The 23,479-nt window shown below is 34.3% G+C and carries 17 protein-coding genes and 1 CRISPR repeat array (1 of these 18 cut by a window edge); of the genes, 11 read left to right on the top strand and 6 right to left on the bottom strand.

The features are described 5' to 3' along the window. Positions 1-675: direct repeats of the CRISPR family, unit length 36 nt; unit sequence GTTGTGGTTTGATTAAAGATTAGAATTAACGATATT (it extends 509 nt beyond the left edge of the window). Between the two features lie 601 nt (positions 676-1,276). From QO190_RS04695 to QO190_RS04675, 5 genes are all read left to right on the top strand, one after another. Further along, a complete protein-coding gene (locus tag QO190_RS04695) occupies positions 1,277-2,257 on the top strand; it encodes a bile acid:sodium symporter family protein (protein ID WP_371461810.1) in 981 nt (326 codons plus the stop codon). 377 nt (positions 2,258-2,634) lie between these two features. Next, entirely contained in the window at positions 2,635-5,613 is a 2,979-nt protein-coding gene (locus QO190_RS04690; protein WP_371461811.1) for a SusC/RagA family TonB-linked outer membrane protein, read from the top strand. A 9-nt stretch (positions 5,614-5,622) separates the two neighbouring features. After that, the gene (locus QO190_RS04685) at positions 5,623-7,074 is read left to right on the top strand and encodes a SusD/RagB family nutrient-binding outer membrane lipoprotein (RefSeq protein WP_371461812.1); all 1,452 of its coding nucleotides are present in this window, start codon (positions 5,623-5,625) and stop codon (positions 7,072-7,074) included. Between the two features lie 71 nt (positions 7,075-7,145). Next, positions 7,146-7,907 carry a glycerophosphodiester phosphodiesterase gene (locus tag QO190_RS04680; RefSeq protein ID WP_371461814.1) on the top strand — a complete coding sequence of 254 codons (762 nt, stop codon included), beginning with the start codon at positions 7,146-7,148 and terminating at the stop codon, positions 7,905-7,907. Between the two features lie 45 nt (positions 7,908-7,952). After that, on the top strand, positions 7,953-9,539 hold the full coding sequence (locus QO190_RS04675) for a calcineurin-like phosphoesterase C-terminal domain-containing protein (RefSeq protein WP_371461815.1): 1,587 nt from the start codon (positions 7,953-7,955) through the stop codon (positions 9,537-9,539). A gap of 108 nt (positions 9,540-9,647) precedes the next feature. On the opposite strand, the gene QO190_RS04670 is transcribed toward QO190_RS04675, so the two are convergent. The 5 genes from QO190_RS04670 to QO190_RS04650 form a co-directional block, all read right to left on the bottom strand. After that, complete coding sequence (locus QO190_RS04670; protein ID WP_371461816.1) at positions 9,648-10,049, bottom strand: hypothetical protein; 402 nt, start codon at positions 10,047-10,049, stop codon at positions 9,648-9,650. Positions 10,050-10,192: 143 nt separating this feature from the next. Beyond that, positions 10,193-10,894, bottom strand: a complete 702-nt coding sequence (locus QO190_RS04665; RefSeq protein ID WP_371461817.1) for a transglutaminase family protein — start codon at positions 10,892-10,894, stop codon at positions 10,193-10,195. A 103-nt stretch (positions 10,895-10,997) separates the two neighbouring features. Beyond that, positions 10,998-11,726: a helix-turn-helix domain-containing protein gene (locus QO190_RS04660; protein ID WP_371461818.1), complete on the bottom strand. Its 729-nt coding sequence runs from the start codon at positions 11,724-11,726 to the stop codon at positions 10,998-11,000. A 172-nt stretch (positions 11,727-11,898) separates the two neighbouring features. Next, positions 11,899-12,480: an NAD(P)H-dependent oxidoreductase gene (locus QO190_RS04655; RefSeq protein WP_371461819.1), complete on the bottom strand. Its 582-nt coding sequence runs from the start codon at positions 12,478-12,480 to the stop codon at positions 11,899-11,901. Positions 12,481-12,546: 66 nt separating this feature from the next. Continuing rightward, positions 12,547-13,113, bottom strand: a complete 567-nt coding sequence (locus tag QO190_RS04650; protein WP_104793560.1) for a Crp/Fnr family transcriptional regulator — start codon at positions 13,111-13,113, stop codon at positions 12,547-12,549. A 284-nt stretch (positions 13,114-13,397) separates the two neighbouring features. Here QO190_RS04650 and QO190_RS04645 point away from each other — a divergent pair, with 284 nt between their 5' ends. The 6 genes from QO190_RS04645 to QO190_RS04620 all read left to right on the top strand — a co-directional run bounded on the left by QO190_RS04645 (position 13,398) and on the right by QO190_RS04620 (position 21,647). Continuing rightward, positions 13,398-13,859 (top strand): transcriptional regulator, encoded by a 462-nt coding sequence (locus QO190_RS04645; protein ID WP_371461821.1) that lies wholly within the window; start codon positions 13,398-13,400, stop codon positions 13,857-13,859. A 21-nt stretch (positions 13,860-13,880) separates the two neighbouring features. Next, positions 13,881-15,065 carry an efflux RND transporter periplasmic adaptor subunit gene (locus QO190_RS04640; protein WP_213195820.1) on the top strand — a complete coding sequence of 395 codons (1,185 nt, stop codon included), beginning with the start codon at positions 13,881-13,883 and terminating at the stop codon, positions 15,063-15,065. Beyond that, entirely contained in the window at positions 15,065-18,208 is a 3,144-nt protein-coding gene (locus QO190_RS04635) for an efflux RND transporter permease subunit (protein ID WP_371461822.1), read from the top strand. Before QO190_RS04640 ends, QO190_RS04635 begins: the two co-directional genes overlap by 1 nt. Before the next feature lie 16 nt (positions 18,209-18,224). After that, positions 18,225-19,631 (top strand): TolC family protein, encoded by a 1,407-nt coding sequence (locus QO190_RS04630; RefSeq protein WP_371461824.1) that lies wholly within the window; start codon positions 18,225-18,227, stop codon positions 19,629-19,631. Between the two features lie 151 nt (positions 19,632-19,782). Continuing rightward, the gene (locus tag QO190_RS04625; RefSeq protein ID WP_371461825.1) at positions 19,783-20,385 is read left to right on the top strand and encodes a Crp/Fnr family transcriptional regulator; all 603 of its coding nucleotides are present in this window, start codon (positions 19,783-19,785) and stop codon (positions 20,383-20,385) included. 53 nt (positions 20,386-20,438) lie between these two features. Beyond that, positions 20,439-21,647 carry a hypothetical protein gene (locus QO190_RS04620; protein WP_371461826.1) on the top strand — a complete coding sequence of 403 codons (1,209 nt, stop codon included), beginning with the start codon at positions 20,439-20,441 and terminating at the stop codon, positions 21,645-21,647. Positions 21,648-21,865: 218 nt separating this feature from the next. Here QO190_RS04620 and QO190_RS04615 read toward each other — a convergent pair whose 3' ends face one another. Beyond that, positions 21,866-23,071 carry a hypothetical protein gene (locus QO190_RS04615; RefSeq protein ID WP_371461827.1) on the bottom strand — a complete coding sequence of 402 codons (1,206 nt, stop codon included), beginning with the start codon at positions 23,069-23,071 and terminating at the stop codon, positions 21,866-21,868. Between the last annotated feature and the right edge of the window lie 408 nt (positions 23,072-23,479).

Here is a 23,479-nt window from a genome sequence, read left to right as displayed (position 1 = left end):
GTCAATTAACGATATTCTTGGGGAAGTAAAGGAAAGAAAGCAATCAGTTGTGGTTTGATTAAAGATTAGAATTAACGATATTAGGAGTTAATCAGATAGCTTCTACACTCGCGTTGTGGTTTGATTAAAGATTAGAATTAACGATATTTAAGCCAAAAAACTATTAAAGACATTCTAAGTTGTGGTTTGATTAAAGATTAGAATTAACGATATTTCATTGATGCCGAATCCTTTCATGTATAAGGTTGTGGTTTGATTAAAGATTAGAATTAACGATATTTAAAGTTTCACGAGATTGCAAAGTAATCTTGTTGTGGTTTGATTAAAGATTAGAATTAACGATATTCAGCAGTTGCAGAAGCATTGTCATCATTGTGTTGTGGTTTGATTAAAGATTAGAATTAACGATATTCCTATCTTATTGACTTTTGCATCGCTTCCGTTGTGGTTTGATTAAAGATTAGAATTAACGATATTTTAGACAAATTTAAGCCCGAAACTGTGGATGTTGTGGTTTGATTAAAGATTAGAATTAACGATATTCTTTTATGAATTGTATTTGAGCTTCCTCGTGTTGTGGTTTGATTAAAGATTAGAATTAACGATATTAATAGATTAAGCAATCTAAGCATTATACCTGTTGTGGTTTGATTAAAGATTAGAATTAACGATATTAGTTGGCTCTCTACCTTCTAATAATCAATAGGTTAATGATGAAATATCGTACATAAAAATGCTTCTTTTTTGCCTTGATAAAGCAAGATTGAAGCATTTTTTGTTTTCTAATGTTGTGGTTTACAAACACCAATTAATTATTTTTTATAGGAGTGTTTGTGAATCTCCCTTTGGTCGATTTGATTAAAGATTAGAAACCGAGGAACGAGGTTCGACGAAGTCAAAAAACGATATTAGTTGGCTCTCTACCTTCTAATAATCAATGAATTAATAATGAAATATCGTACATAAGAATGCTTCTTTTTTGCCTTGATACAGCAAGATTGAAGCATTTTTTGGTTTCTACGTGTTGAATTTTTAGTTTTTAATAATCAATAGGAACGGGCTTTAGCTCGTTTTGAAAATTAAAAGATCTAATGGCTTTAGCCAAAAGTTAAAAGATATTTTTTTTCTCTAGAATAGTTCTAATTGTACTGGCTGAGGTGATTTTGGTACTTCGGATTTTCCCCAGAAATCATTAACAAAGCCTATAGAAGCTACAATTTTCTAAATAATTTCCCCACCTACTTGATCTGCTGTATCTTTGTAGAAAATACTGAAATTGAATCTTAGAAAATTAGCCGATAAACAAAACATCTTTTTATTGTTATTGCTCGTAATGGTTTTGGCGGGAAAACTCATTCCTTACCAAGAATCTTACAATCAAATATTTAACTTAGAACAATTCATCGATTGGGGAATTGCGGGGATTTTCCTTTTGTACGGGTTAAAACTCAACTTGAAAGAAGTCCTGAAAGATGTCTCCAACTGGAAGTTGCATCTATTGGTTCAAGCGGGAACTTTCATTCTTTTTCCTGCATTGGTATTGGTTTTTTATCCAATTTTTAAAGATTCGCCGTACTTGCAAAGTTGGCTTTCCGTATATTTTTTAGCGTGTTTGCCTTCTACCGTTTCTTCATCGGTAGTGATGGTGTCTATTGCCAAAGGAAATGTGACTTCGGCTATTTTTAATGCCTCTATTTCTGGACTTATTGGCATTGTGATGACGCCTTTATTGATGGGGTTTTTCTTAAATGCTCAAGCTGCCGAAAGTCATCAGTCTGAAATTATCCAACAATTATTACTCAAAGTTCTTTTGCCGATTATCTTGGGAATTCTGCTCAATCCGATTTTTAAAAATTGGGTAACAAAATACAGTAAAATCATTGCAGAATTTGACCGTCTCATTATTTTACTCATCGTTTACGAAAGTTTTTCTAAAGCATTTATCGAGAATATTTTTTCTACAGTTCCTTCACTGGTTTTTGTGGTGATTACACTAGCTGCAGTAGCGTTGTTTTTTATCGTATATGAGATTTTAAAACGCATTTCACTTCGATTGGGTTTCAGCAGGGAAGATGTGATTACAACAACTTTTTGTGGCTCCAAAAAATCTTTGGTTCATGGCAGTTTATTTGTGATGATTCTAGGGATTCCCGAAGAACAAAAAGTTCTTTTCCTATTGCCGATTATGATTTACCACAGTTTCCAATTGTTCTATGTAAGCGCTCTCGCCAACAAAATCGCAAAAAGCAAAATTTAAAACCACTAAACAATTTATAATACGAGATAACACTATTAAAAAACTAAAATTCATATCCATCATAACCATCATAACCATTATAACCATCATAACCATCATAACCTTTATAACTATCATAACCTTCCTTAAATTCCCTCATTTTCATATTTTCAAATTCTCTTATTAACTTTTCTTAAAAAGCTTCTTTCAATGTTAAATCATCAATCTCCCAAAGATGAGTGCTTTAGCCATTTTGAGCTTCTCAACTTTAATATTCCAGCAAAATAATATTCATTTTTGATTAAAATTTAGTTGACGAATAATTTAAAGAATGTTAAAAGTTTGTTAAAATACTTAACGACTGCATTAGAATACTTTTGAGCTTAAAAAAAAGTATAATGCAAAAACGAACACAGCAGATTATTTTATTAGCTGCTATAGGTCTGGTAAGTGTAAGCCATTTACAGGCGCAATCTAAGAAAGCAAAATTAGATTCCGTGAGAAACATAGACGAGGTAGTAGTAACTGCTTTGGGAATCAAAAGACAAGACAAATCCCTAGGCTATGTTGCAGAAAAAGTGTCTTCAGAAGAGTTTGAAAAAACACAAAACAACAACTGGGCACAAGCGTTAGAAGGAAAAGTGGCGGGGCTTAAAATCCAAACGGCAGGTGCAGGTCCTCTAGGAAGCTCTAAAATCACCTTGAGAGGAAGTATTTCCATGAATTTGGACAACAACGAAGCACTCATCGTAGTAGACGGAGTGCCATTGGGTGGAACCAATACAGGTACTGGAAATGCAGCGTATGGAGCGGGTTCTGGAGGTGATTTGCCTGTAGATTACGGGAACAATTTTAACAGTATTAATCCAGATGACATCGAGAATGTTACGATTCTAAAAGGTGCTACCGCTTCTGCATTATATGGTTCTAGAGGTGCAAATGGAGCCATCATGATTACCACAAAATCAGGCAAACAAAAGAACGGAAAAATAAGAGTAACACTTAATTCTTCTACAAGTTTTGATACCGTTTTGAAATGGCCAGATTGGCAATATGAATACGGTCAAGGAACATTGGCGAAAAATTCAGCAGGTCAGTTTTACTATTCTTATGGCGCTTCAGCTGATGGAGTGAGTACAGGTGGAACCAGTAGCGCATTCGGGCCTAAATTCGATGGGCAATATTATTTTCAATATGACCCAACAGTAGAAGGACAAAGTTTAGAAAGACAATTGTGGAGACCTTACAAAGACAATGTTAAAGGGTTTTGGCAAATGGGAACTACTTATTCTAACAGCATCAGTATAGAAAGTTCAAATGATAAAACTTCTTTCCGTACTTCATTAGGAATGGTAAACAATACATGGATGATGCCTAATACGGGTTTTGACAGATTTAATTATGCTTTGTCTTTTGATCATAAACTAAGCAAGAAGTTAAGAGTGGCCACTAAATTTGCCTACAATTATACCAAGAGTGATAATTTACCTTCTACAGGATACAATAACCAATCGATTTCTTATTTCATGATTTTCCAGAATCCAAACGTTGATTTGGCTTGGTATGAACCGATTTGGAAGAAAGATAAGTATCAGGTAGACCAGATTCACCCTTTCAGTACCTTTATAGATAACCCTTATCTTATCGCTTATGAAATGCTGAATGGAGTAGACAAAAAATTAATCACAGGAAATATTACCGCTACTTATAATTTCAATAATAACTTTGAAATGATGCTAAGGTCTGGTATTGAAATTACAGACGAAGAAAGAACGACCAAGAGACCTTACAGTTCTGCCAATTACCTTCAAGGATACTATCGCGAACAATACATTAAAAATTCTGAGTATAATACAGACTTACTTTTTACGTATAAAAATAATTTTGGGAAATGGGGCGTTTCTGCTTCAGCAGGGGGTAACATCAGAGCAAATGAATATGTGCTGAATGATTACAGAGCCATCGGTCTTAGAGTTCCCGGGATTTATCAATTAACCAATGCAATTTCTTTGAATACAAGAATTGCTCAACCGAATGACAAAGAAACCAATAGTGTTTACGGTTTAGCATCATTCAATTATGACAACCTTTGGTTTGTAGATTTTACCGCAAGAAACGACTGGAGCAGTACTTTACCGAAAGCCAATCGTTCTTATTTTTACCCTTCGGTTGCTACCTCTTTAATTCTTTCAGACATCTTGAAAATGAATTCTAAAAGTTGGAATTATTGGAAGTTGAGAGCTTCGTGGTCTCAAGTAGGAAACGATACGCAACCGTATAAATTACAGCAGTTCTATAACACAAGTGATTTTGTAGGTTCGGCAGAAAATATTGCCAATTTCCAGAATCCTAATCTGAAACCTGAAATGAACCAAAACATTGAAGCAGGGATGGATTTCAGTTTCTTCAAAAATAGATTAACATATAACGTTACCGTTTATCAAAACAGTACCAAAGACCAAATTGTAAACGTACCGTCATTAATTGAAACAGGGTATTCTACACGTACCATCAATGCAGGAGAAGTAAGAAACAGAGGGATAGAAATGACTTTGAATGCATTCCCAGTGAAAAATAAAAATTTCCAATGGAATGTTACCGCCAACTGGTCTATGAATAAAAACAGAATCATGTCTTTACCGGCAGAATTCCAAGGGGAGCCGTATACTATGGGAAGTGTAGGGGGAGTAGTGTTCTTTAATGCTGTAGTAGGAGGTTCTCTAGGAGATATGTACGGGTATAAATTACAGTACGCTCCAGACGGACAGGTGATTTACGGTAGTGATGGTCTTACTGCCAAATCTACAGAAATTGAATACGTAGGAAATGCCTATGCAAAATGGAGAGGAGGTTTACAAAACGCTTTTAAATACAAGAACTTTTCTTTAAGTTTCTCTTTTGACGGACAATACGGAGGTAGAGTCTACTCACAGTCTCACCATAAAATGTCTGAACAAGGAAAACTTACCCATACTTTAGTAGGAAGAGATAATCCTAACGGTACAATTGTAGGAGTGGGAGTGGTTCAAAATCCAGATGGATCTTTCTCTCAGAATACCAAAGCAGTTACTCTAACTTCTTACTATGCAGATTATTACAGAAGAGCTAATGTGGAAACTAACTCATTTGATGCATCTTATGTTAAACTAAGAGAAGCCAATATCACGTTCTATTTCCCTAAACAAATCGTGCAGTCGCTTAAAATGTCTGACCTGAGTGTTTCACTTTTCGGAAGAAATCTATGGATGTGGACCGAATTCCCACTGTTTGACCCAGAAGCAGCTACGCTGAATGATTCATCAATTACTCCGGGAGTAGAAATAGGGCAACTTCCTACTGCCCGTACTGTAGGAATTCAACTTAATGCTAAATTCTAATCGATAACTATGAAAAATATATGGATAAAAGCAGTAGCGTTCTGCGTAATCTCTTTAGCAGTTGCTTCATGTAGCAGGTCTTTTGAGGAAATCAATACCGATACCAGCAAGATTATAGAGCCTACACCTGCCAGTTTATTGGCGCCTATTCAATACAATATGGCTTCTAATGCCTATTTGAGAGCCAATGATTTCACTTTTGATATCATGCAGATAGCAATAGATTTCCCGGGAGAAGGAAATAATATTTCAAGATATTATGTAACAGAATCTACAGGAAACTCCTATTGGAACACTTCTTATAAATGGCTGATGCAAGTAAAACAAATGCAAGATTTGGCGGTTCAGCAGAACAATAAAAACTATCAGGCGATTTCGATGGTGATGAATGCATGGTTGTATTCTAACCTTACCGATACTTTTGGAGATATTCCTTTCTCAGAAGCTTCTAGAGTGGAAGATGGCATCACCCAACCGAAATTCGATAAGCAAAAAGATATTTACGTTAAATTATTAGACGATTTAAAAGCAGCAAATGCTCTTTTTGTAACCAATACCACTTTGGCAGGACAAGATTTATTCTATAATGCAAATAATGATGTCAATGGAATCACGTATTGGAAAAAATTCTGTAACACGTTATCTTTAAGATTGTTAACCAGAATTTTAAAGAAAAACGGAGAAATAGATGTCTATGCAAGAATTCAAGAAATAGTAAACAATCCTACCGTTTACCCAATTTTTCAGAGCAATGCTGAAAGTGCCTTGATGAATGTTACGGGTGTAGCACCTATGCTTCCGCCATTGGCAAGACCTCAAGATTTTACTTCTTATAGAGCGGTAGGGGAGTTTTTTGTGAATACATTGAATGATAACAAAGACCCGAGAATGGCGCAGTTTTTCACGCAAGCGAAAAACTTAAGCAATAACCAAAATATCGGGTACAAAGGTGCTCCAGTTGCTTACATGAACGGAACTACGTTTACGTATCAGCCTTCAAACTTTAACCAGAATTTAGCCAAAGCTCCGCTGAAAGTCTTGATTTTACCTTATGCAGAGTTGCAGTTCATTCTATCGGAATTAGCATTCAAAGGAATTATCACAGGAAATGCTCAAACGTATTATGAAAACGGGGTAAAAGCAGCGATTGAACAATGGGGAGCTGTGGTTCCAGCCAATTATTTTGCCAATCCTAAAGTGGCTTATGATGGAACTTTAGAAAGAATTATGTTGCAGAAATATGTAGCGCTATTCTTTGTAGACCAGCAACAGTGGTTTGAGCAAAAAAGAACAGGTTACCCAATATTGCCAAATAATGGCGGATTATTAAATGACGGTAAAATGCCTCAGAGATTATTATATCCTACGCAACCAAAAATATTGAACAGCGCTAATTATAACGCAGCAGTTCAATCATTAGGAGGAGATAATATCAACGTTAAAGATTGGTGGAATCAATAAAAATTTAAAAAAAGAATACATTTTTTACAAGTGATGATTAGATTTGTAAAAGATTTGTAACGATATTCAATATGAAAAAATTAATTCTTTTGGCCACTTTAATAGGCGCTAATTTTTACCACGCACAGACTCAAGTGATTGCGCACAGAGGTTTCTGGAAAACCAATCCTACAACTGCTGAAAATTCTATTGCAGCGCTTAAAAATGCTCAACAATTGAAAGTGTATGGCAGTGAGTTCGATGTGAGAATGACCAAAGATGGCGTTTTGGTCATCAACCATGATGAACACATCAATGGGGTGGAAATTGCAGCTATGGATTTTAAAAGTTTGAAGAAACAGAAACTCTCAAACGGAGAAAATCTATCTACTTTAGAAAAGTATTTGAAGCAAGGCAAAAAATCAGCGGTAAAACTCATCCTTGAGATTAAACCCGCCAAAACTCCAGAATTGGAAACCGAAATGGTAGAAAAAACGCTGGCAATGGTAGAAAAATTTCATTTGCAAAATCAGACGGAGTATATTTCTTTTAGTCTGCATATTGCCAAAGAATTAAAAAAGAAAAATCCTAAAGCCTTGGTGCAATATCTCGCAGGTGATCTTTCGCCACAAGAGATTAAAAATTTAGGAATTGATGGCGTAGATTATCATTATAATGTATTCTTAGAAAAACACCAAGATTGGATAGAACAAGCCAAAAATTTGGGCGTTATCACGAATGTGTGGACCGTAAATGACCCAGAAATCTATAAAAAATTGTATGATGCTGGTGTTCAATTCGTAACCACCAATACACCAGATGTATTTTTAAATATCAATAAATCCAGAGAATAGCTTCATAACCATTGAATATGCTCTCATAAAATTACAAATCAACCAATGAAACAATCATTTTTAATGCTTTTCTTGTGTGCTGCATTTTCTTTCGCACAGCAACAAGCAACAGGATATGTCTTCGAGGACGCCAACAAAAACGGAATCAAAGACCGTAAAGAAAAAGGAATTGCCAACGTTTCTGTTTCCAATGGAGTAGAAGTGGTAAAAACAGATGAAACGGGAAAATATATTTTGCCTGTAGAAAATGACAATATTATTTTCGTCATCAAACCAACCAATTATGCTACGCCGAATAGCAACACGCAGTTGCCACAATTTTATTACATTCATAAACCTGAAGGTTCGCCAAAAGACATGAAATATGCTGGCGTAAAACCTACAGGAAAATTGCCAAAAGAAATCAACTTTCCACTCTATGCACAAAAGGAAAACACACAGTTCAAAGTACTGGTGTTTGGTGATCCTCAACCGTATGATGAAAAAGAAATTGATTATTTCAGAAGAGGAATCATCAATGAAGTGAAAAACAATAAGAAAGATGCGGTTTTTGGCATCAGTTTAGGAGATTTGGTAGGAGATGATTTGAGTTTACATCCGCTATACATTGATGCGGTTAAAGAAATCGGTTTGCCTTGGTACAATGTGATGGGAAACCACGACATGAACTACGAAGCAAAAGAGGATAAACTGTCAGACGAAACTTTCGAAGCGAATTTTGGGCCAAATAATTACGCTTTCAATTACGGAAATGTACACTTCATTGTTTTGGATGATATTTTGTATCCAGACCCAAGAGATGGAAAAAGCTATTGGGGCGGGTTCAGAAAAGACCAGTTGGATTTTGTAGAAAACGACTTGAAAAACGTAAATCCTAATCAGTTGGTGGTGTTTTCATTCCATATTCAGTTGACGCCAGAAAATGACGGAGATAAACACTTTAGAATGGAAGACAGAAAAAGATTGTTTGAGATTTTAAAGCCTTTCCAAAATGTATTGATGATGTCTGCACATACACACAAGCAAACCCAATTGTTCTACGGAAAAAAAGAAGGTTGGGAAGGCATCAAACCGATTCATGAGTTCAATGCAGGAACCACTTCTGGAGATTGGTATTCTGGAACGGTAGATGAATTAGGCGTACCAAAATCGGTGATGAGAGACGGAACAGAAAGAGGATATTCTTTTGTGAGTTTCAATGACAATCAGTACGAAATCACGTATAAAGTAGCAGGAAAACCAGAAGATTATCAAATCAATCTTTGGGTACCAAAAGTGATTCCTTTCAAAACGAAAAATGCAGCAAGGATTGTAGCCAATTTCTTTATGGGAAGCAAACATGATAAGGTGGAATACAGAATAGATAATGGTGAATGGAAAGAAATGGATTATACCGAATCGATAGACCCAGATTACACCAATGATGTATTGAAATGGGATACTACACAAGAACTGTTCACAGGAAGAAGACCAAGTAATCCAGAAGCTTCTAAGCACATTTGGACGGCTCCTTTTTCTAGAAAATTAGAATTGGGAACCCACGAAGTAGAAGTAAGAGCCAAAGACCGTTACGGAAAAACGTACACCACAAAATCTACTTTTGAAGTGAAAAATTCTACATTGATTCCATAAATGCTAAAAAAACATTGTAAAAAGAAAAGCCAACGATAAGTTGGCTTTTTTATGTGTTTAAATGAGAGATGTGGAATTTTTATTGCTGTTGTTCGTTCGGCATTATTATTAAATAATTTTACCAATAAATTCAATAATTTTTGGAATGTTATCATAAAGCCCTTTCGCTACCATCGATGAAGTTACATTACCAACCCATTTTAATACTTTGCTTTTTAATGAATTTTTATCACCACTATTTTCCTGAATAATTTCATTTAATTCATTTATTTCTGCATCTTCAATACAATAACTTTTTAACTCTTCTTTGTTTTCTTTTGAAAGTTGTTTGTCGGATATAACTAATTTTGAAATTTTAGAATCTGTCATTTCAGTGTCAAATATTCCAACGTTTCCGCTTTCGGGATTTGAAGATGAAATTTTAGTTTCAGTTATTGAGGAGTTATTCATTTTGAGACCTGATATACCAACAATTTTTCTATCATTGTTGTCTCTTTTTTGTTCGCTCATAAATGTTGATTGTTAAATATTAATTTATAATTTAAGAAAAGGTTCTTGGTTAAGACGTGTCTCTAATGCTGACAAATAACAGTTCGGCGGATTTGCGAAGTACCGAGAAGGAAATTTACTCTCTTTCTTGGGATTTTACAAATTTAAGAACGATTTCTAATAGTAGCTACATTTTTGTTCATAATATTTCTTACAAACTTTTGAAAAATAAATTTTTTGAAAAAACTCATTTGTTGTTGATGTTTTGCATAAAAATCGTCGGGAGTATCAAAAATTCCAAAGTCCTGATTAATGCCTTTGTCTTGAATGTAAGTATGGTTAAGATTCCACTCTATAGGTGGGTTTTTTAAATCATCTGTATAAGCTCCATAACCGCAAAATGAAGTTGTACAATCTTGATTTTTTTGTTGGAGCTGGCTTAAATAAGCCTTGTCTAGAATAACACCTTCCATAGAGTACCATTTCTCCTCAACAAAGACTTCTACCCAACTATGCAAAATGTTTTTGGGAGAAAGTAAATACCAGACACCAGTGATAGCACCTTTTTGTAGAGCTTTGTCTATGGTGAACCCATGAATGCGATTAGGAATACCCACTGCCCGCAAAAGCGCCATAAGTAAAGTAGCCTTGGTGTTGCATTGTCCATATCCATCTTGTAATACTTGCGTGGCAGAGATGTCATCAGATATATTGTAACCAAACTGTATGTCATCTCTTACAAAGTTATAAATTGTTTTTACCCTTTCTACAGGAGGTAAAGCCAACCAATTTTTACTTTTGATGAATGATTGAATTGAAGGTGAGGAATAATTTAGAATAGAAGTTTCTTTTAAATAAGCTTTCATAATAAGAGGTGTTTAAGAGATTTAATCATTTGAATATTTTACCATGTAATCATTTACACTGCAAAATTCAGAATCCTCAAAGTCTTAAAATTGTATAAACTGGCTATTTTTTAGAAACAAAAAATTTAGGTGAAAAGCCAAAGGTTTCTTTGAAAGTTCTGGTATAATGGGAACTGTCTGTAAAACCAAACGCATGAGCTGTATGGGTGATAGAATGGTGAGCCAAAAATGGTAAAGATTTGATGGTCTTATTCCACAGTTGATATCTTCTAAAATTAAGTTGAGTTTTTTTTTTGAATAAATGTAAAAAACGAGGAGGAGAGAGATGACAAAACGCTGCTGCCGCTTCCAAACTTAGTATTTCATCAAAGTGATGTTCCAGTAAAGAAAGCGTTTTTATGATCCTATCATCTTGAACATGGTTTTCATTTTCGCAAAGACAGGAGTATTCTCGGAGAATATCTGAAATAGATTGTGCTATTTCTTCTTGAGGAAGATCGGTAGTGTACTGTTTTAATAAATTTTGAAAGAGAAGCGTAATGGGATCTGGCAAAATAGAAAATTCTGATGTATCAAGAATCAAAAATAATTGGTGTCCAATACTGCTGAGAGGATTTATCAGTAAAGTTATTTGTAGACCTTCACATTGCAATTGGTGCTCTACTTTTGAATTGATGAGAAAAGCCTGACCAAAAATTTCATCCTTTCCTTTTACTTGTAGTCGCAATGAAGAATGAAAAGAAACACTCACCTGCAATGCATAATGCTTGTGAGTGATATTTTCTTGTAATGAACCAATAAAAAATCCAAAATTTTGACCAAAGTAAAACATAAAGACTTGGAGAGAAAGTTAATATCTCATTCATTAACAGTAAACAAAGCATTTTTATTCTTAATGAAATCAAAATTATTGTGAAATAAATTCCAAAGAAACAAAATTTATTCTACATGAAAAAGATAGTGTATCCTTAAGCTTCATTATGCTGTACAATACCATGATGAGGTTATTTTAATTTTTTCCCGAGTTGTTCTATCTTTTCAAGCCATTTTTTTCGAACGTTAAAATCTGAAGTTTTTACAATTCCTAAGTAAGTAACCTTTACTGGAGATATTCCACAGAATTCTAAAGTAGATTTTTTTAATTGATTCACACTGGGTCTACCATAAACCAAACGATAGTACCAACTAGGTTGATCCAAGGTTGTGATAATATGAGCCGTTTTGCCTTTCAGTAATTTGTCCCACTGGATAGAATTTTCTCGATATTGAAAAACCATACCTGGCAAAAACAGACGGTCTATAAATCCTTTCATAATGGCAGGTAAACCACCCCACCATACTGGATGAACCCAAACCAGATGTTCTGCCCATTGTATGGCTTCCCAAGCTGCGATAAGATCTGGTTCTAATGGCGTTCTTTTTTGATAACCAAATTCTAAATTTGGATTAAATTTTAATTCTGAAACTACAAGATGTTTTACCTCAGCCCCAACCGAACGTGCCCCATTTTCATATGCAGTGGCAACTCCGAAATTAAATGAACCTCCATTAGGATGCCCATTAATAATCAATACTTTTTTACCCATTTTTTGCTTGATATAAATTGAAAGACAAAAATAGGAGTACGGTAATTACTTTTGTAGGACATTTGTCTAAAAAGTAATTTCTTTTCTAATTCTGCTTAAATGTCTTTGGGTAATGCCTAAATATGATGCCAAGTATTGCAATGGAATTTGCTGAATATATTCGGGATGATTGGTAAGTAAATCCATATATTTTTCTTTAGCACTTGTTTTTTGGAGTTGAAAAATTCTTTTTTCAAGTGCGATATATTGCTCTTCTGCAATCGTTTTTAGGAATTTGGTCCAATGATGACTTTGGGCTTCTAATTCCAAAATAAGGTTCTTAGGAAAAACCAAAAGTTCTACAGGAGTAATCGCTTGTATGTTTTCTTGAGTTGCTTCTCCAGTAATAAAGGAAGAATAAGCAGTGATAACATGCTGAGGAAAATGAATGCAATACGTAACTTCTTCTCCACTGGGAGTGGTGTAAAAAGAACGCAAGGAACCACTGACGATAAATCCGACTTCTTTACAAATTTCATTTTCTTTCATGAAAAAATCCAATTTGTTTAAACTCCTTTTGACTGAAAGCTCTTCAATTTGGTTAATTTCTTCTTCATTAAATAGATGATAAGAATTAAAATAAGTTCGGATCATGAGATTCTGGTTTATAATGGAAAAGCAAAAATATTCTTAAAAAATATTTTACAAAACGAAATGAATAAAAAATTGCTTTCTAAAATTTTTTAATTTTCTAAACATAAAATAAATTTTCATTATTTCTATAAAACAACCCATAACCCATAACTCATAACTCATAACCCATAACCCATAACCCATAACTTCATCACCTACACACCAAAAAAATTGATAAAATCTATCTATTTTAGTTCGTTTAGTTCCGAACTAATTGGTAAATTTGCGCCTCAATTCATTTCTAAATGAAAAATAGTTTACAAATAGAACCACAAGTATATCAAGAATTAGTAGATTTCTATGGTCAACTCTTTGATATGCCACCACTTTCTGCAAAAATTTACGCTTACCTTGCTTTCGACTTCGAAAGAAAGGGTTTATGCTTTGATGAATTGGTAGAAACTTTCTGTGCAAGCAAAAGTTCTATCTCTTCTAGCATTAATTTCTTGCTCAATGCAGAACTCATCAAATCACTCAATAAAATGGATGAAAGAAAGCGGTATTTCCTCATTAATGAAGGATTTATCAACATCAGATTCGAAGAAATTGTAACGCGAATGAAACGAGAGATAAAAATTTTAGACCAATTAAGTGAGTTTAGAAGAACTCGCGTAGACAATGTTGAGTATGACAAACGTTATATATTGTACAAATCACTGTTAGAAAAAAACATTGCCAATATTCAGGAAACATTAGACAAATTATAAATTATGAAAAAATTGAATCATATGAAAAATATTTTTTTACTCCTCATCTTATCAATTCTATCAGTCATTTCTTGTAAAAAACAAGAAGAAAAAAAAGACGGTCCAAAACCTTATCCCGTAATCAGTGTAGAAACCAGAAACGTAACAGGATATGATGTCTATCCTGCTGCGATAAAAGGAGTAGTAAATAATGATGTTCGTGCAAAAATTCAAGGATATATTACTCAGGTTTTAGTAGATGAAGGCCAATATGTAACGGCTGGTCAACCGCTCTTCAGACTAGAAACCAACATGCTAAGTGAAAATGCAGATGCTGCAAAATCTGGAATTACTGCGGCACAAGCCAATGTTTCTGCGGCGAGAGCAGCCGTAAATGCTGCGCAAGTGGAGGTGAATAAATTAAAACCTTTAGTAGAAAAAAATATCATCAGCAATGTACAATTGCAGACGGCTTTAGCAAATTTAGCCAGAGCACAAGCGCAACTGTCACAAGCAGTGGCTTCTCAGCAACAAGCATCTGCCAACTATAAATCAGTACAGGCGAATATCAATTATTCCATCATCAGAGCGCCTATTTCAGGAATTGTAGGAAAACTGCCACTGAAAGTAGGAAGTTTGGTAGGGCCTTCGGATGCTACACCATTGACTACCATTTCAGATACCCGTTCTGTATATGCATATTTCTCAATGAATGAAAAAGAATATTTAGATTTCTTAGAAAAATCTTACGGAGCTACTGTTCCTGAGAAAATCAAAAATCTACCCAACGTAGAATTGGAATTAGCCAACGGAAGTCTGTATCCAGAAAAAGGAAGAATAGAAGTGGTAACAGGTCAAATTGACCCAGCTACAGGAACCATTCAGTTCAGAGTAGGTTTTCCTAATCCTTCTAAATTGCTCACCAACGGAAACAGTGGAGCCATCAGATTTCCTAAATTCTATGACAATACTTTAGTGGTTCCAGAAAGTGCTACCTATGAACAGCAAGGCATGGTTTACCTATTCAAAGTAGAAAAAGATACCGCTAAAAATACAGTGATTGAAGTACAGGACAGAATTAATAATATGGTCATCATTAAATCTGGCGTAAACAAAGGTGACAAAGTAGTAGCTGCAGGAATTGGCGGACTAAAACCAGGAACGGCAATTATTCCAAAACCTGCAAAATTTGATAGCATTGTACAATCTATAAAACCGCTTTTCTAATGATAAAGAATTTCATCAACAGACCGGTTTTATCAACCGTAATTTCTATTCTCATCGTTATTTTAGGGGTGCTGGGATTGATGGCTTTACCCGTGACTCAATATCCAGATATCGCACCTCCTACAGTAAGCGTATCGGCGAATTATACAGGAGCCAATGCAGAAACGGTGATGAAAAGTGTAGTAGTGCCTTTAGAAGAACAAATCAACGGGGTAGAAGGAATGAGCTATATTACTTCTTCTGCGGGAAATGATGGTTCGGCGAACATTCAGATATTTTTTAAACAAGGAGTAAACCCAGATATTGCTGCGGTAAACGTGCAGAATAGAGTAGCCAGAGCTACACCGCTTTTACCAAGTGAAGTAACGCGTTCTGGAGTGGTAACACAAAAACAACAAACCAGTGCGCTGATGTACCTCTCTTTTTACTCAGAAAATAAAAAAATAGATGATGTTTATCTTCAGAATTATTTGAATATCAATGTTATTCCAAACATCAAAAGGATTAATGGAGTAGGTGATGCCAACGTAATGGGTGGGAAGAATTATTCCATGAGAATTTGGCTAGACCCCAATAAACTAGCAGCTTATGGACTGAATCCTACAGATGTTACCGCAGCGATAAACGAACAGAGTAGAGAAGCGGCAGCAGGTTCTATCGGACAAAACAGTGGAAGTTCTTTTGAATACATCATCAAATACGTTGGGAAATACAACAGCAAAGAACAGTATGATAACATCATCATTAAGTCTTTAGGAAACGGACAAAACCTCATGCTGAAAGATGTGGCTAAAGTAGAATTGGCAGCGCAATCTTATACAGGAAGAGGAGAAAACGGAAATTCTCCAGCCATCAGTATGGGGATTTTTCAAACGCCGGGTTCTAATGCACAAGACATCATCAACGATATTAAAGCTTACCTTAAAACAGCCGAAAGCGACTTCCCAGAAGGCATTCATTATACCGTAAACTTTGACACCAATGAATTTCTGGATGCCTCTATCGAAAAAGTAGTACATACCTTAATTGAAGCGTTTATCTTGGTATTCATCGTAGTATTTATTTTCTTGCAAGATTTCCGTTCTACATTGATTCCCGCAATTGCAGTTCCCGTATCAATTATAGGGGCGTTTTTCTTCCTGAATCTTCTGGGATATTCCTTGAATTTATTGACGCTTTTTGCCTTGGTGTTAGCGATTGGTATTGTGGTAGATGATGCCATCGTAGTAGTAGAAGCAGTACATGCCAAAATGGAACACGGCATCAGCGATGCTAAAAAAGCAACCATAGAAGCCATGCACGAAATTACCGGAGCAATTATCTCGATTACTTTGGTAATGGCTGCCGTTTTCATTCCCGTGACTTTTATTGAAGGACCTACCGGTGTATTCTATAAACAGTTCGGGATTACCTTAATCGTGGCGATTTTAATCTCAGCAATCAACGCATTAACATTGAGTCCAGTGTTGTGTTCTTTATTTTTGAAACCTCAACATCACGATAAAGAATACGAAGAAAAAACCACCATGGGAAAATTCTTCCACAGATTTAATGCAGGCTTCAAAGCATCTACAGACAGTTATGGAAGAGCTTTTGTATATCTTATCAGACACAAGAAAGTGACCGTTATTATTTTTGTCATTACCATGGGAATTTTATGGTGGGCAAATGCTTCCATGAAAAAAGGTTTCGTTCCGAATGAAGACCGTGGAATCATTTTTACAGATGTTCAACTTCCTGCAGGAGCTTCCATGGAAAGAACCTATAATGCTTTGAAAGCAATTCAACAAAAAGCCTTACAAATTCCGGGAGTGAAAAACGTAACCATTTCTACGGGAAGAGGTTTCTTATCAGGAAACGGTAGCAATAATGGTTTGGCTTTCATCAGATTAAAGCCTTTTGAAGAAAGAACCGGTGACGACGAAAAAATAGAAAACATTACCAAAAAACTCTTCGGAATGGCAGCTACGGTTCCAGATGCGAAAGTAGTGTTTTTCCAACCGCCTTCTGTTCCAGGTTTTGGGAGCAGTGCAGGTTTTGAAGCGGTTTTACTGGATAAATCGGGTGGTGATTATGCTGATTTGGATAAAGTGACGCAAGAATTCATCGGAAAACTCATAGAAAGACCCGAAATTGAATTTGCGCAGACTTCTTTTAATACCAAGTATCCTCAGTATCAAATGTCGATTAATGTTCCCGTTGCAGAGCAATCTGGCGTTTCGGTGACGGATATTTTAAATACCATGCAAGGTTACATCGGTGGAATTTATGCGGCAGATTTTACCAAATATGGAAAACAGTTTAGAGTAATGGTGCAAGCGTTACCAGATGCGAGAAAATCTCCTGAAAGTTTAAATGCCTTATACGTGAAAACCAAATCTGGAGTGATGGCGCCGATTTCTCAGTTTGTAACCTTAGAAAAAACCTATGGTCCACAATCAGTAAGCCGTTACAACTTATTCACTTCCGTGAAAATTACTGGGTCTAATGCACCGGGTTACAGTACCGGAGACGCAATTAGAGCGGTACAAGAAGTGGCTGAAGGTGGACTCAACCAAAACTATGAGGTAGAATTTACAGGTTTGTCAAGAGAAGAATTAGCTTCTGGCTCACAGACGCTGTTGATATTCCTCTTGAGTTTAGTATTTGTATATTTCATTTTAGCCGCACAATATGAAAGTTATATCTTACCGCTAATTGTGATTATTTCCCTTCCATTAGGAGTGATGGGAGCGTTTTTAGGTCAAAAATTAGCAGGCTTAGAAAACAATATTTACTTCCAGATTGCCTTAATCATGTTGGTAGGTTTATTGGCGAAAAATGCCATTCTAATTGTAGAATTTGCCGTTCAAAGACGTCATCACGGAGAAACCTTAGTCATGTCTGCCATCAATGCTGCTAAAGCGAGATTAAGACCGATTTTAATGACTTCTTTTGCGTTTATTTTTGGTTTATTACCTCTGATTTTCGCAACAGGAATTGGTGCAGTAGGAAACCGTTCGATTGCAACAGGAGCAGCTGTAGGTTTATTGATAGGTACATTTTTAGGATTGGTGGTAATTCCTGTATTATTCGTGATTTTCCAATATTTACAAGAAAAAATCACACCGCCTAAAAAACTAGAGATTAATCTGTCTGAATAATTTAAAAACGAAGTTTATGAAAATAACAATCCATAAAATCATTCTTATATTTTTCGTGAGTTTTTTGGTGGTGTCTTGTCACACAAGACAGAATTACCAAAGAGCTAACGATGTGGTAGACGAAAAGCTTTTCAGAACAGATGCCTTGCCAAAAGACAGTCTAAGCATGGCAAATCTCTCTTGGAAAGAAATTTTTACCGATGCTGTTTTGCAAAATCACATCGCCAAAGCTTTAGAAAATAATCTAGACATCAGAATCGCTTTGCAAAATATTGCGAGTGCAGAAGCCTATCTAAAACAGTCAAAAGCAGCGTATCAACCTACCATTTCAGTGGGACCTGATTATTCTTTTAATACTTCTTCGCTCAATACCCAGTTTGGGCAAATTGTGGGAGAAAGAAGATACATCAATCAATTTGATATTACTGCAAATCTTGGTTGGGAACTCGACCTTTGGGGAAAATTAAAAGGACAGGAAAAAGCGCAATATGCTGCATATCTGAGTTCTGTTGCAGCGCATCAAAATGTAAAAAGCAATTTGGTGGCTTCTATTGCGACGGCGTATTATCAACTCTTAACTTTTGATGAACAGAAGAAAATTTTCAGCAATACCATAGAAATTCGCAAAAAGAATTTAGAAACCACTAAAGCATTAAAAGAAGCAGGAATAGTTTCGGAAGTGGCGGTTCAACAAAGTGAAGCATTGGTGTATAACGCCGAAGCTTCTTTGGTGACTTTAGACGTTCAAATTCAGATGCTAGAGAACACCATTTCTTTGTTAATGGGTGAACCATCTCACGAAATCGAAAGAACGTCACTCAGTACACAGAATTTTGCACTCAATACAGACGTAGGTTATCCAAGTGCACTTTTGGCGAATCGTCCTGATGTGAAACAGGCAGAATTTAACCTCATCAATGCTTTTGAACTCACCAATGCTGTGAAAGCACAGTTTTACCCTAGCCTTAGAATCACAGGAAGTACTGGAGTGCAATCGGTAGATATTGACAAGTTATTCAGTGCCAATTCTGTTTTTGCCAATGTTTTGGTAGGATTGGCTCAACCGATTTTGAACAAAAGACAAATCAAAACCAATTACGAAGTAAGTTTGGCCAATCAGGAAAGAGCTTATCTTAATTTTAGAAAAACGATTCTGAATGCTGGAAATGAAGTTTCAGATGCCTTGAAAATGTACAATGCACAAGACCAATTCATCGCTTTTAAGAAAAAAGAATTATCAGCGTATGATAAATCGGTAGAGTTTTCTCAGGAATTGGTGAATTACGGAATGGCAAATTATTTAGAAGTGCTGAATGCCAACGTGAATAAATTGAATGCCGAAATCAATATTGCCAATGCTCAATATACCAAATTACAAGCAGGAGTAGAACTATACCGCGCTTTAGGAGGCGGTTGGAGATAAGAAATTGTTTTAAAATTTTTGTTAAAAAGGCGTTCAATTTGTAGAATTGAGCGCTTTTTTATCTCGAAATAAGACCGTTACGGTCTTTTTAAAATTCTTTAGTAAAGGTCATTTATATTTTGTAAATTGCAGAAAGTTAAAATGGTTTGAGATGAGTTTTATTATAGATCAAGAATTTAGTTTTAACACAAATGCTGAGTTAAAAAAATACAAAAAAGATGACCTAATTCACAGTGAAGGAAGTCATTCGCATTCGTTTTATTATTTGGTAAAAGGAGAACTTTCTGTCTTTCACTTTACCGAAGAAGGAAAAGAATTTTTGCAACACAAAGTGTTTGACCAAAGTTTTTTCGGGGAGCCAGCTGTTCTGTTAGGGAGGCCTTTTCCGGGAAATGTAGTGGTGACTTCAGAATGTGCAGAAGTTTATAAAATCAACAAAGATAATTTCCTCAATTATCTCAAACAAAAACCAGATTTACTCATAGAATTTACCAAGTCTATTGCCGAAAAATCCATCAACAAAAGCAATTCTATTAAAAATATTGTGTTCCTAAATCCTGAGAACAGAATTTTCAGCCAACTCTGCGATTATAAAAAGCAAAAAAGCTGTGGCGAAGAAAAAATCCTGATTGACATCACCCGAAAAGAACTTTCGAATATGACGGGTCTCAGAACCGAAACCATCATCAGAACTGTAAAAAAAATGGAAAGAGACGGCAAGTTAGAAATCAGAAATGGTAAAATTTATTTCTAGTCGCTGTGATTACAATCATAGAATAAGTGGTTGAAATGTTCTAATTTTAGAGCATGAAAAATCAAGCATTTTTACTTAAGTTTTCAGTTTTCAGTTTTGTAATCGTTGCGATTTTAGGCGTGTTGATGCGCTATAAAATTGCCTTTTCTTTGCCTTTTGTAGAACAAAAACATCTGCAAGAAGCGCATTCTCATTTTGCTTTTTACGGCTTCATCACTTCGTGCATTTACATTTTAGTAGCGCAATATTTGAGCAAAACCGTAATCGGAATTCAGATGAATAAATACCAAATATTGATTGGGGTTAATTTTTTCGCTTCTTACGGAATGCTGCTGAGTTTTCTCTATGCAGGATATTTTTGGCTGTCCATCATTTTTTCCACCATCGCTTTGCTGAATAGTTTTGTGTACTATTTTTTCTTGTACAGAGACCTTAAAAACCTTCAGGAAACTTCCAAAATTTGGTTTTTAGCGGCTTTTTTCTTTGCGGTATTGTCATCATTAGGCGTTTTTACATTGAGTTATATGATGGCGAGTAAAAACGTGGTACAGGAATTATATTTAGCGTCTACCTATTTTTATCTGCATTTTCAGTACAACGGATTTTTTATTTTTTCATGTCTAGGATTGCTCTTTTATCACCTGAAAGAAAAAGGAATTCTAATCAGTTCAACAGAAAACAAAATGATATTTGGGTTGTTGTTCATAGGTTGTTTCATAGGCTTCGGTTTATCGGTTTTATGGTTGAAACTGCCTGTTTTCATTTATTTGGTAATTGTTTTAGCAACACTTGTTCAAACTCATGGCGCTTTTGTATTTTTCAAATGGATAAAAAACCAATGGCCAAAGATAAAAACCACTACCAATGCTTTACAGAGATTTGTTTTCATCTATGTAGGCTTTGCTTTTGCGGTGAAAATTTTATTGCAGTTGGGTTCTGTCATTCCAGCGGTTTCTCAATTTGCGTTCGGTTTTAGAAACGTGGTGATTGCCTATTTACACTTGATTTTACTGATGTGCGTTGCGACTTTTTTATTGAGTCAAGTCCTTCAAAATTTTAAAACAAGCCCAAGATTAAATGCTGGGTTAAAATATTTTTTGTTGAGTGTTTTTCTAAATGAATTTTTATTGGGATTAATGGGCATTTTTTCGATAAAATATGTAGCCATTCCCTTTGCCAATGAATTTTTATTTGGAATCTCTGTACTCATTTTAATCTCCATTCTAATCATTTTCAACACCTTAAAGGAAAAAAACAATTAAACCCCTTACTTTTTTATAAATCCAACAAAGGTTTACTGAATTTCAGTAAGCCTTTTTGTTATTTGAGAAACATTGATATATTTATATTAATTAAGTATTAAAATTATATTATTTAATAAATTAAAAAATGGAATTATAAATGGTTTATGCAATAATAAAATTACTAACTTTAAATTTTGCACATAAAATGTCATTTTGTAATATTCTTATTAGCTAGTTTATTTACCACGTGATTTTACTTTATCATGGTCAAAATCAGGTGGTGTTGTTTTAAATGATTTGTCGTCTAATTGAAATGGTAATCTCTTTGACTGAAATTTGCGTAATTCTTCTATATTGATTTCATATTTTAATACAACATTGTTTTGTCCACCTTTAACTCTTACAGGATTCATTCTATTTGTATCTCTAGGTTCAATAATACGAGAATCACCATAATCAGATGTATTAGCTTGAACAAAATAACAGTGTAAATCTCTAGATACACTTTCAACGATATTGCTAAAATAGTTTATATCTCTATTGTATTCTATAGCGAACATTATATCTAGTTCAGATCTGAAAATTGAACGATGTAATATATCTGCAAGTTCATAGCAATTATATAGTGTAAATTGTATTCCTCTCCATTTTATTAGATGATAAAAAGCCGTTAAAGGTTTTGGGATAGATTTTCCATAAGTTAATATTTCTTTAGATTCTCCTGGAGAATAATGATTTTTTAAACGAGGAATAATTAATGAGTCCTTTACTTTACCTTGTTCAAAAGGTAAAATGCAAATTGATAAATTAAAACAAAAATTGTTGTATGTGAAATGTTCTATACCAAAAATAAAAGCTCTTTCTTTACGTCTTCCTTCATCAGAATATGAATAAAGCCATTCGATAGGTACACATGTTTCGGGTAAAATGAGTAAATCAACTTTTTCTTCTTCCGCTTGATTTAGTAATTTAATATGTTTAATTCTTTTTTCTTTATAAACTTTTGATTTATCGGAAATTGCTTTTTCAATTTCATTATAAATAACTTTGAAATTTGATAGACCAATGTTGATTTTTGAAATGCTTTTTTCTTTTTCGGAAACAGAAATAATGTCTGAGAAAATTTTTATTTTATCTGTTACTTTATCTGTATACTGTTTATATTTAAAACTTTGAATTGATTTTGAAATACTTTTATTATTTACAGATTTATATAGTGTTTCAGAATCTTCAATATATTTATTGATAAATGTGTCTTCTCTTTTTGAATAAAATAAATTATCTTCTAAATTGTAACTTTTGATACTTTGAAGTATATAAAAGAAATTTATTTCTTGTAAGTAAATCCATCTTGGAATTTTCCATCTAAATTCAATCAGTTTTAAATCTAAATCAAAGTCATCATCTTTTAATAATTTATGAAACAAACCATTTGCTAACACAGATTTATTTGTATTAGTATAGTAATTCGTAAGAATTAAAAAAGGATAGACTAAATAATGATGCCTTGTTAAAAGGCTTTTTCTAAAATTTGATATAGCTTGAATAAATTTTTCTTTATCACTAACAAAATTTTGATTCTCGATAATTGAATTCGAAATAATTGGGTTTAAAGTCAATGAAAGCTCTAAAGCTATATTAACATAGTCTATGAAGTCAGTTATTATTTGATTTTTGTAATCTGCAATTTGATCATCAACCTCAATTTTGTCAATTTTTTTTAATATTTTACTATAAAGTATATGAAGCGATTTTAAATCATTAGTAACAATTCAATACTGTCCTAAATAAAAATTATTAAAAATAGAAACAGCCTAAATACCTATTTTACATTTAGCTTTACATTTAAT

Origin of the sequence: Cloacibacterium sp. Arc13, from assembly GCF_041431305.1 — a bacterium.
GTDB lineage: Bacteria > Bacteroidota > Bacteroidia > Flavobacteriales > Weeksellaceae > Cloacibacterium > Cloacibacterium caeni_B.
Note: the sequence above shows the minus strand (reverse complement) of the source record. Positions and strands in the feature narration are given on the sequence as shown.

Excerpts from the sequence above, each read along its gene's own strand:
- QO190_RS04660 (WP_371461818.1), bottom strand. The coding sequence starts at position 11,726 with ATGTTTTACTTTGGTCAAAATTTTGGATTTTTTATTGGTTCATTACAA.
- QO190_RS04665 (WP_371461817.1), bottom strand. The coding sequence starts at position 10,894 with ATGAAAGCTTATTTAAAAGAAACTTCTATTCTAAATTATTCCTCACCT.
- QO190_RS04640 (WP_213195820.1), top strand. The coding sequence starts at position 13,881 with ATGAAAAATATTTTTTTACTCCTCATCTTATCAATTCTATCAGTCATT.
- QO190_RS04675 (WP_371461815.1), top strand. The coding sequence starts at position 7,953 with ATGAAACAATCATTTTTAATGCTTTTCTTGTGTGCTGCATTTTCTTTC.
- QO190_RS04655 (WP_371461819.1), bottom strand. The coding sequence starts at position 12,480 with ATGGGTAAAAAAGTATTGATTATTAATGGGCATCCTAATGGAGGTTCA.
- QO190_RS04625 (WP_371461825.1), top strand. The coding sequence starts at position 19,783 with ATGAGTTTTATTATAGATCAAGAATTTAGTTTTAACACAAATGCTGAG.
- QO190_RS04620 (WP_371461826.1), top strand. The coding sequence starts at position 20,439 with ATGAAAAATCAAGCATTTTTACTTAAGTTTTCAGTTTTCAGTTTTGTA.
- QO190_RS04630 (WP_371461824.1), top strand. The coding sequence starts at position 18,225 with ATGAAAATAACAATCCATAAAATCATTCTTATATTTTTCGTGAGTTTT.
- QO190_RS04685 (WP_371461812.1), top strand. The coding sequence starts at position 5,623 with ATGAAAAATATATGGATAAAAGCAGTAGCGTTCTGCGTAATCTCTTTA.
- QO190_RS04670 (WP_371461816.1), bottom strand. The coding sequence starts at position 10,049 with ATGAGCGAACAAAAAAGAGACAACAATGATAGAAAAATTGTTGGTATA.
- QO190_RS04680 (WP_371461814.1), top strand. The coding sequence starts at position 7,146 with ATGAAAAAATTAATTCTTTTGGCCACTTTAATAGGCGCTAATTTTTAC.
- QO190_RS04650 (WP_104793560.1), bottom strand. The coding sequence starts at position 13,113 with ATGATCCGAACTTATTTTAATTCTTATCATCTATTTAATGAAGAAGAA.
- QO190_RS04690 (WP_371461811.1), top strand. The coding sequence starts at position 2,635 with ATGCAAAAACGAACACAGCAGATTATTTTATTAGCTGCTATAGGTCTG.
- QO190_RS04635 (WP_371461822.1), top strand. The coding sequence starts at position 15,065 with ATGATAAAGAATTTCATCAACAGACCGGTTTTATCAACCGTAATTTCT.
- QO190_RS04645 (WP_371461821.1), top strand. The coding sequence starts at position 13,398 with ATGAAAAATAGTTTACAAATAGAACCACAAGTATATCAAGAATTAGTA.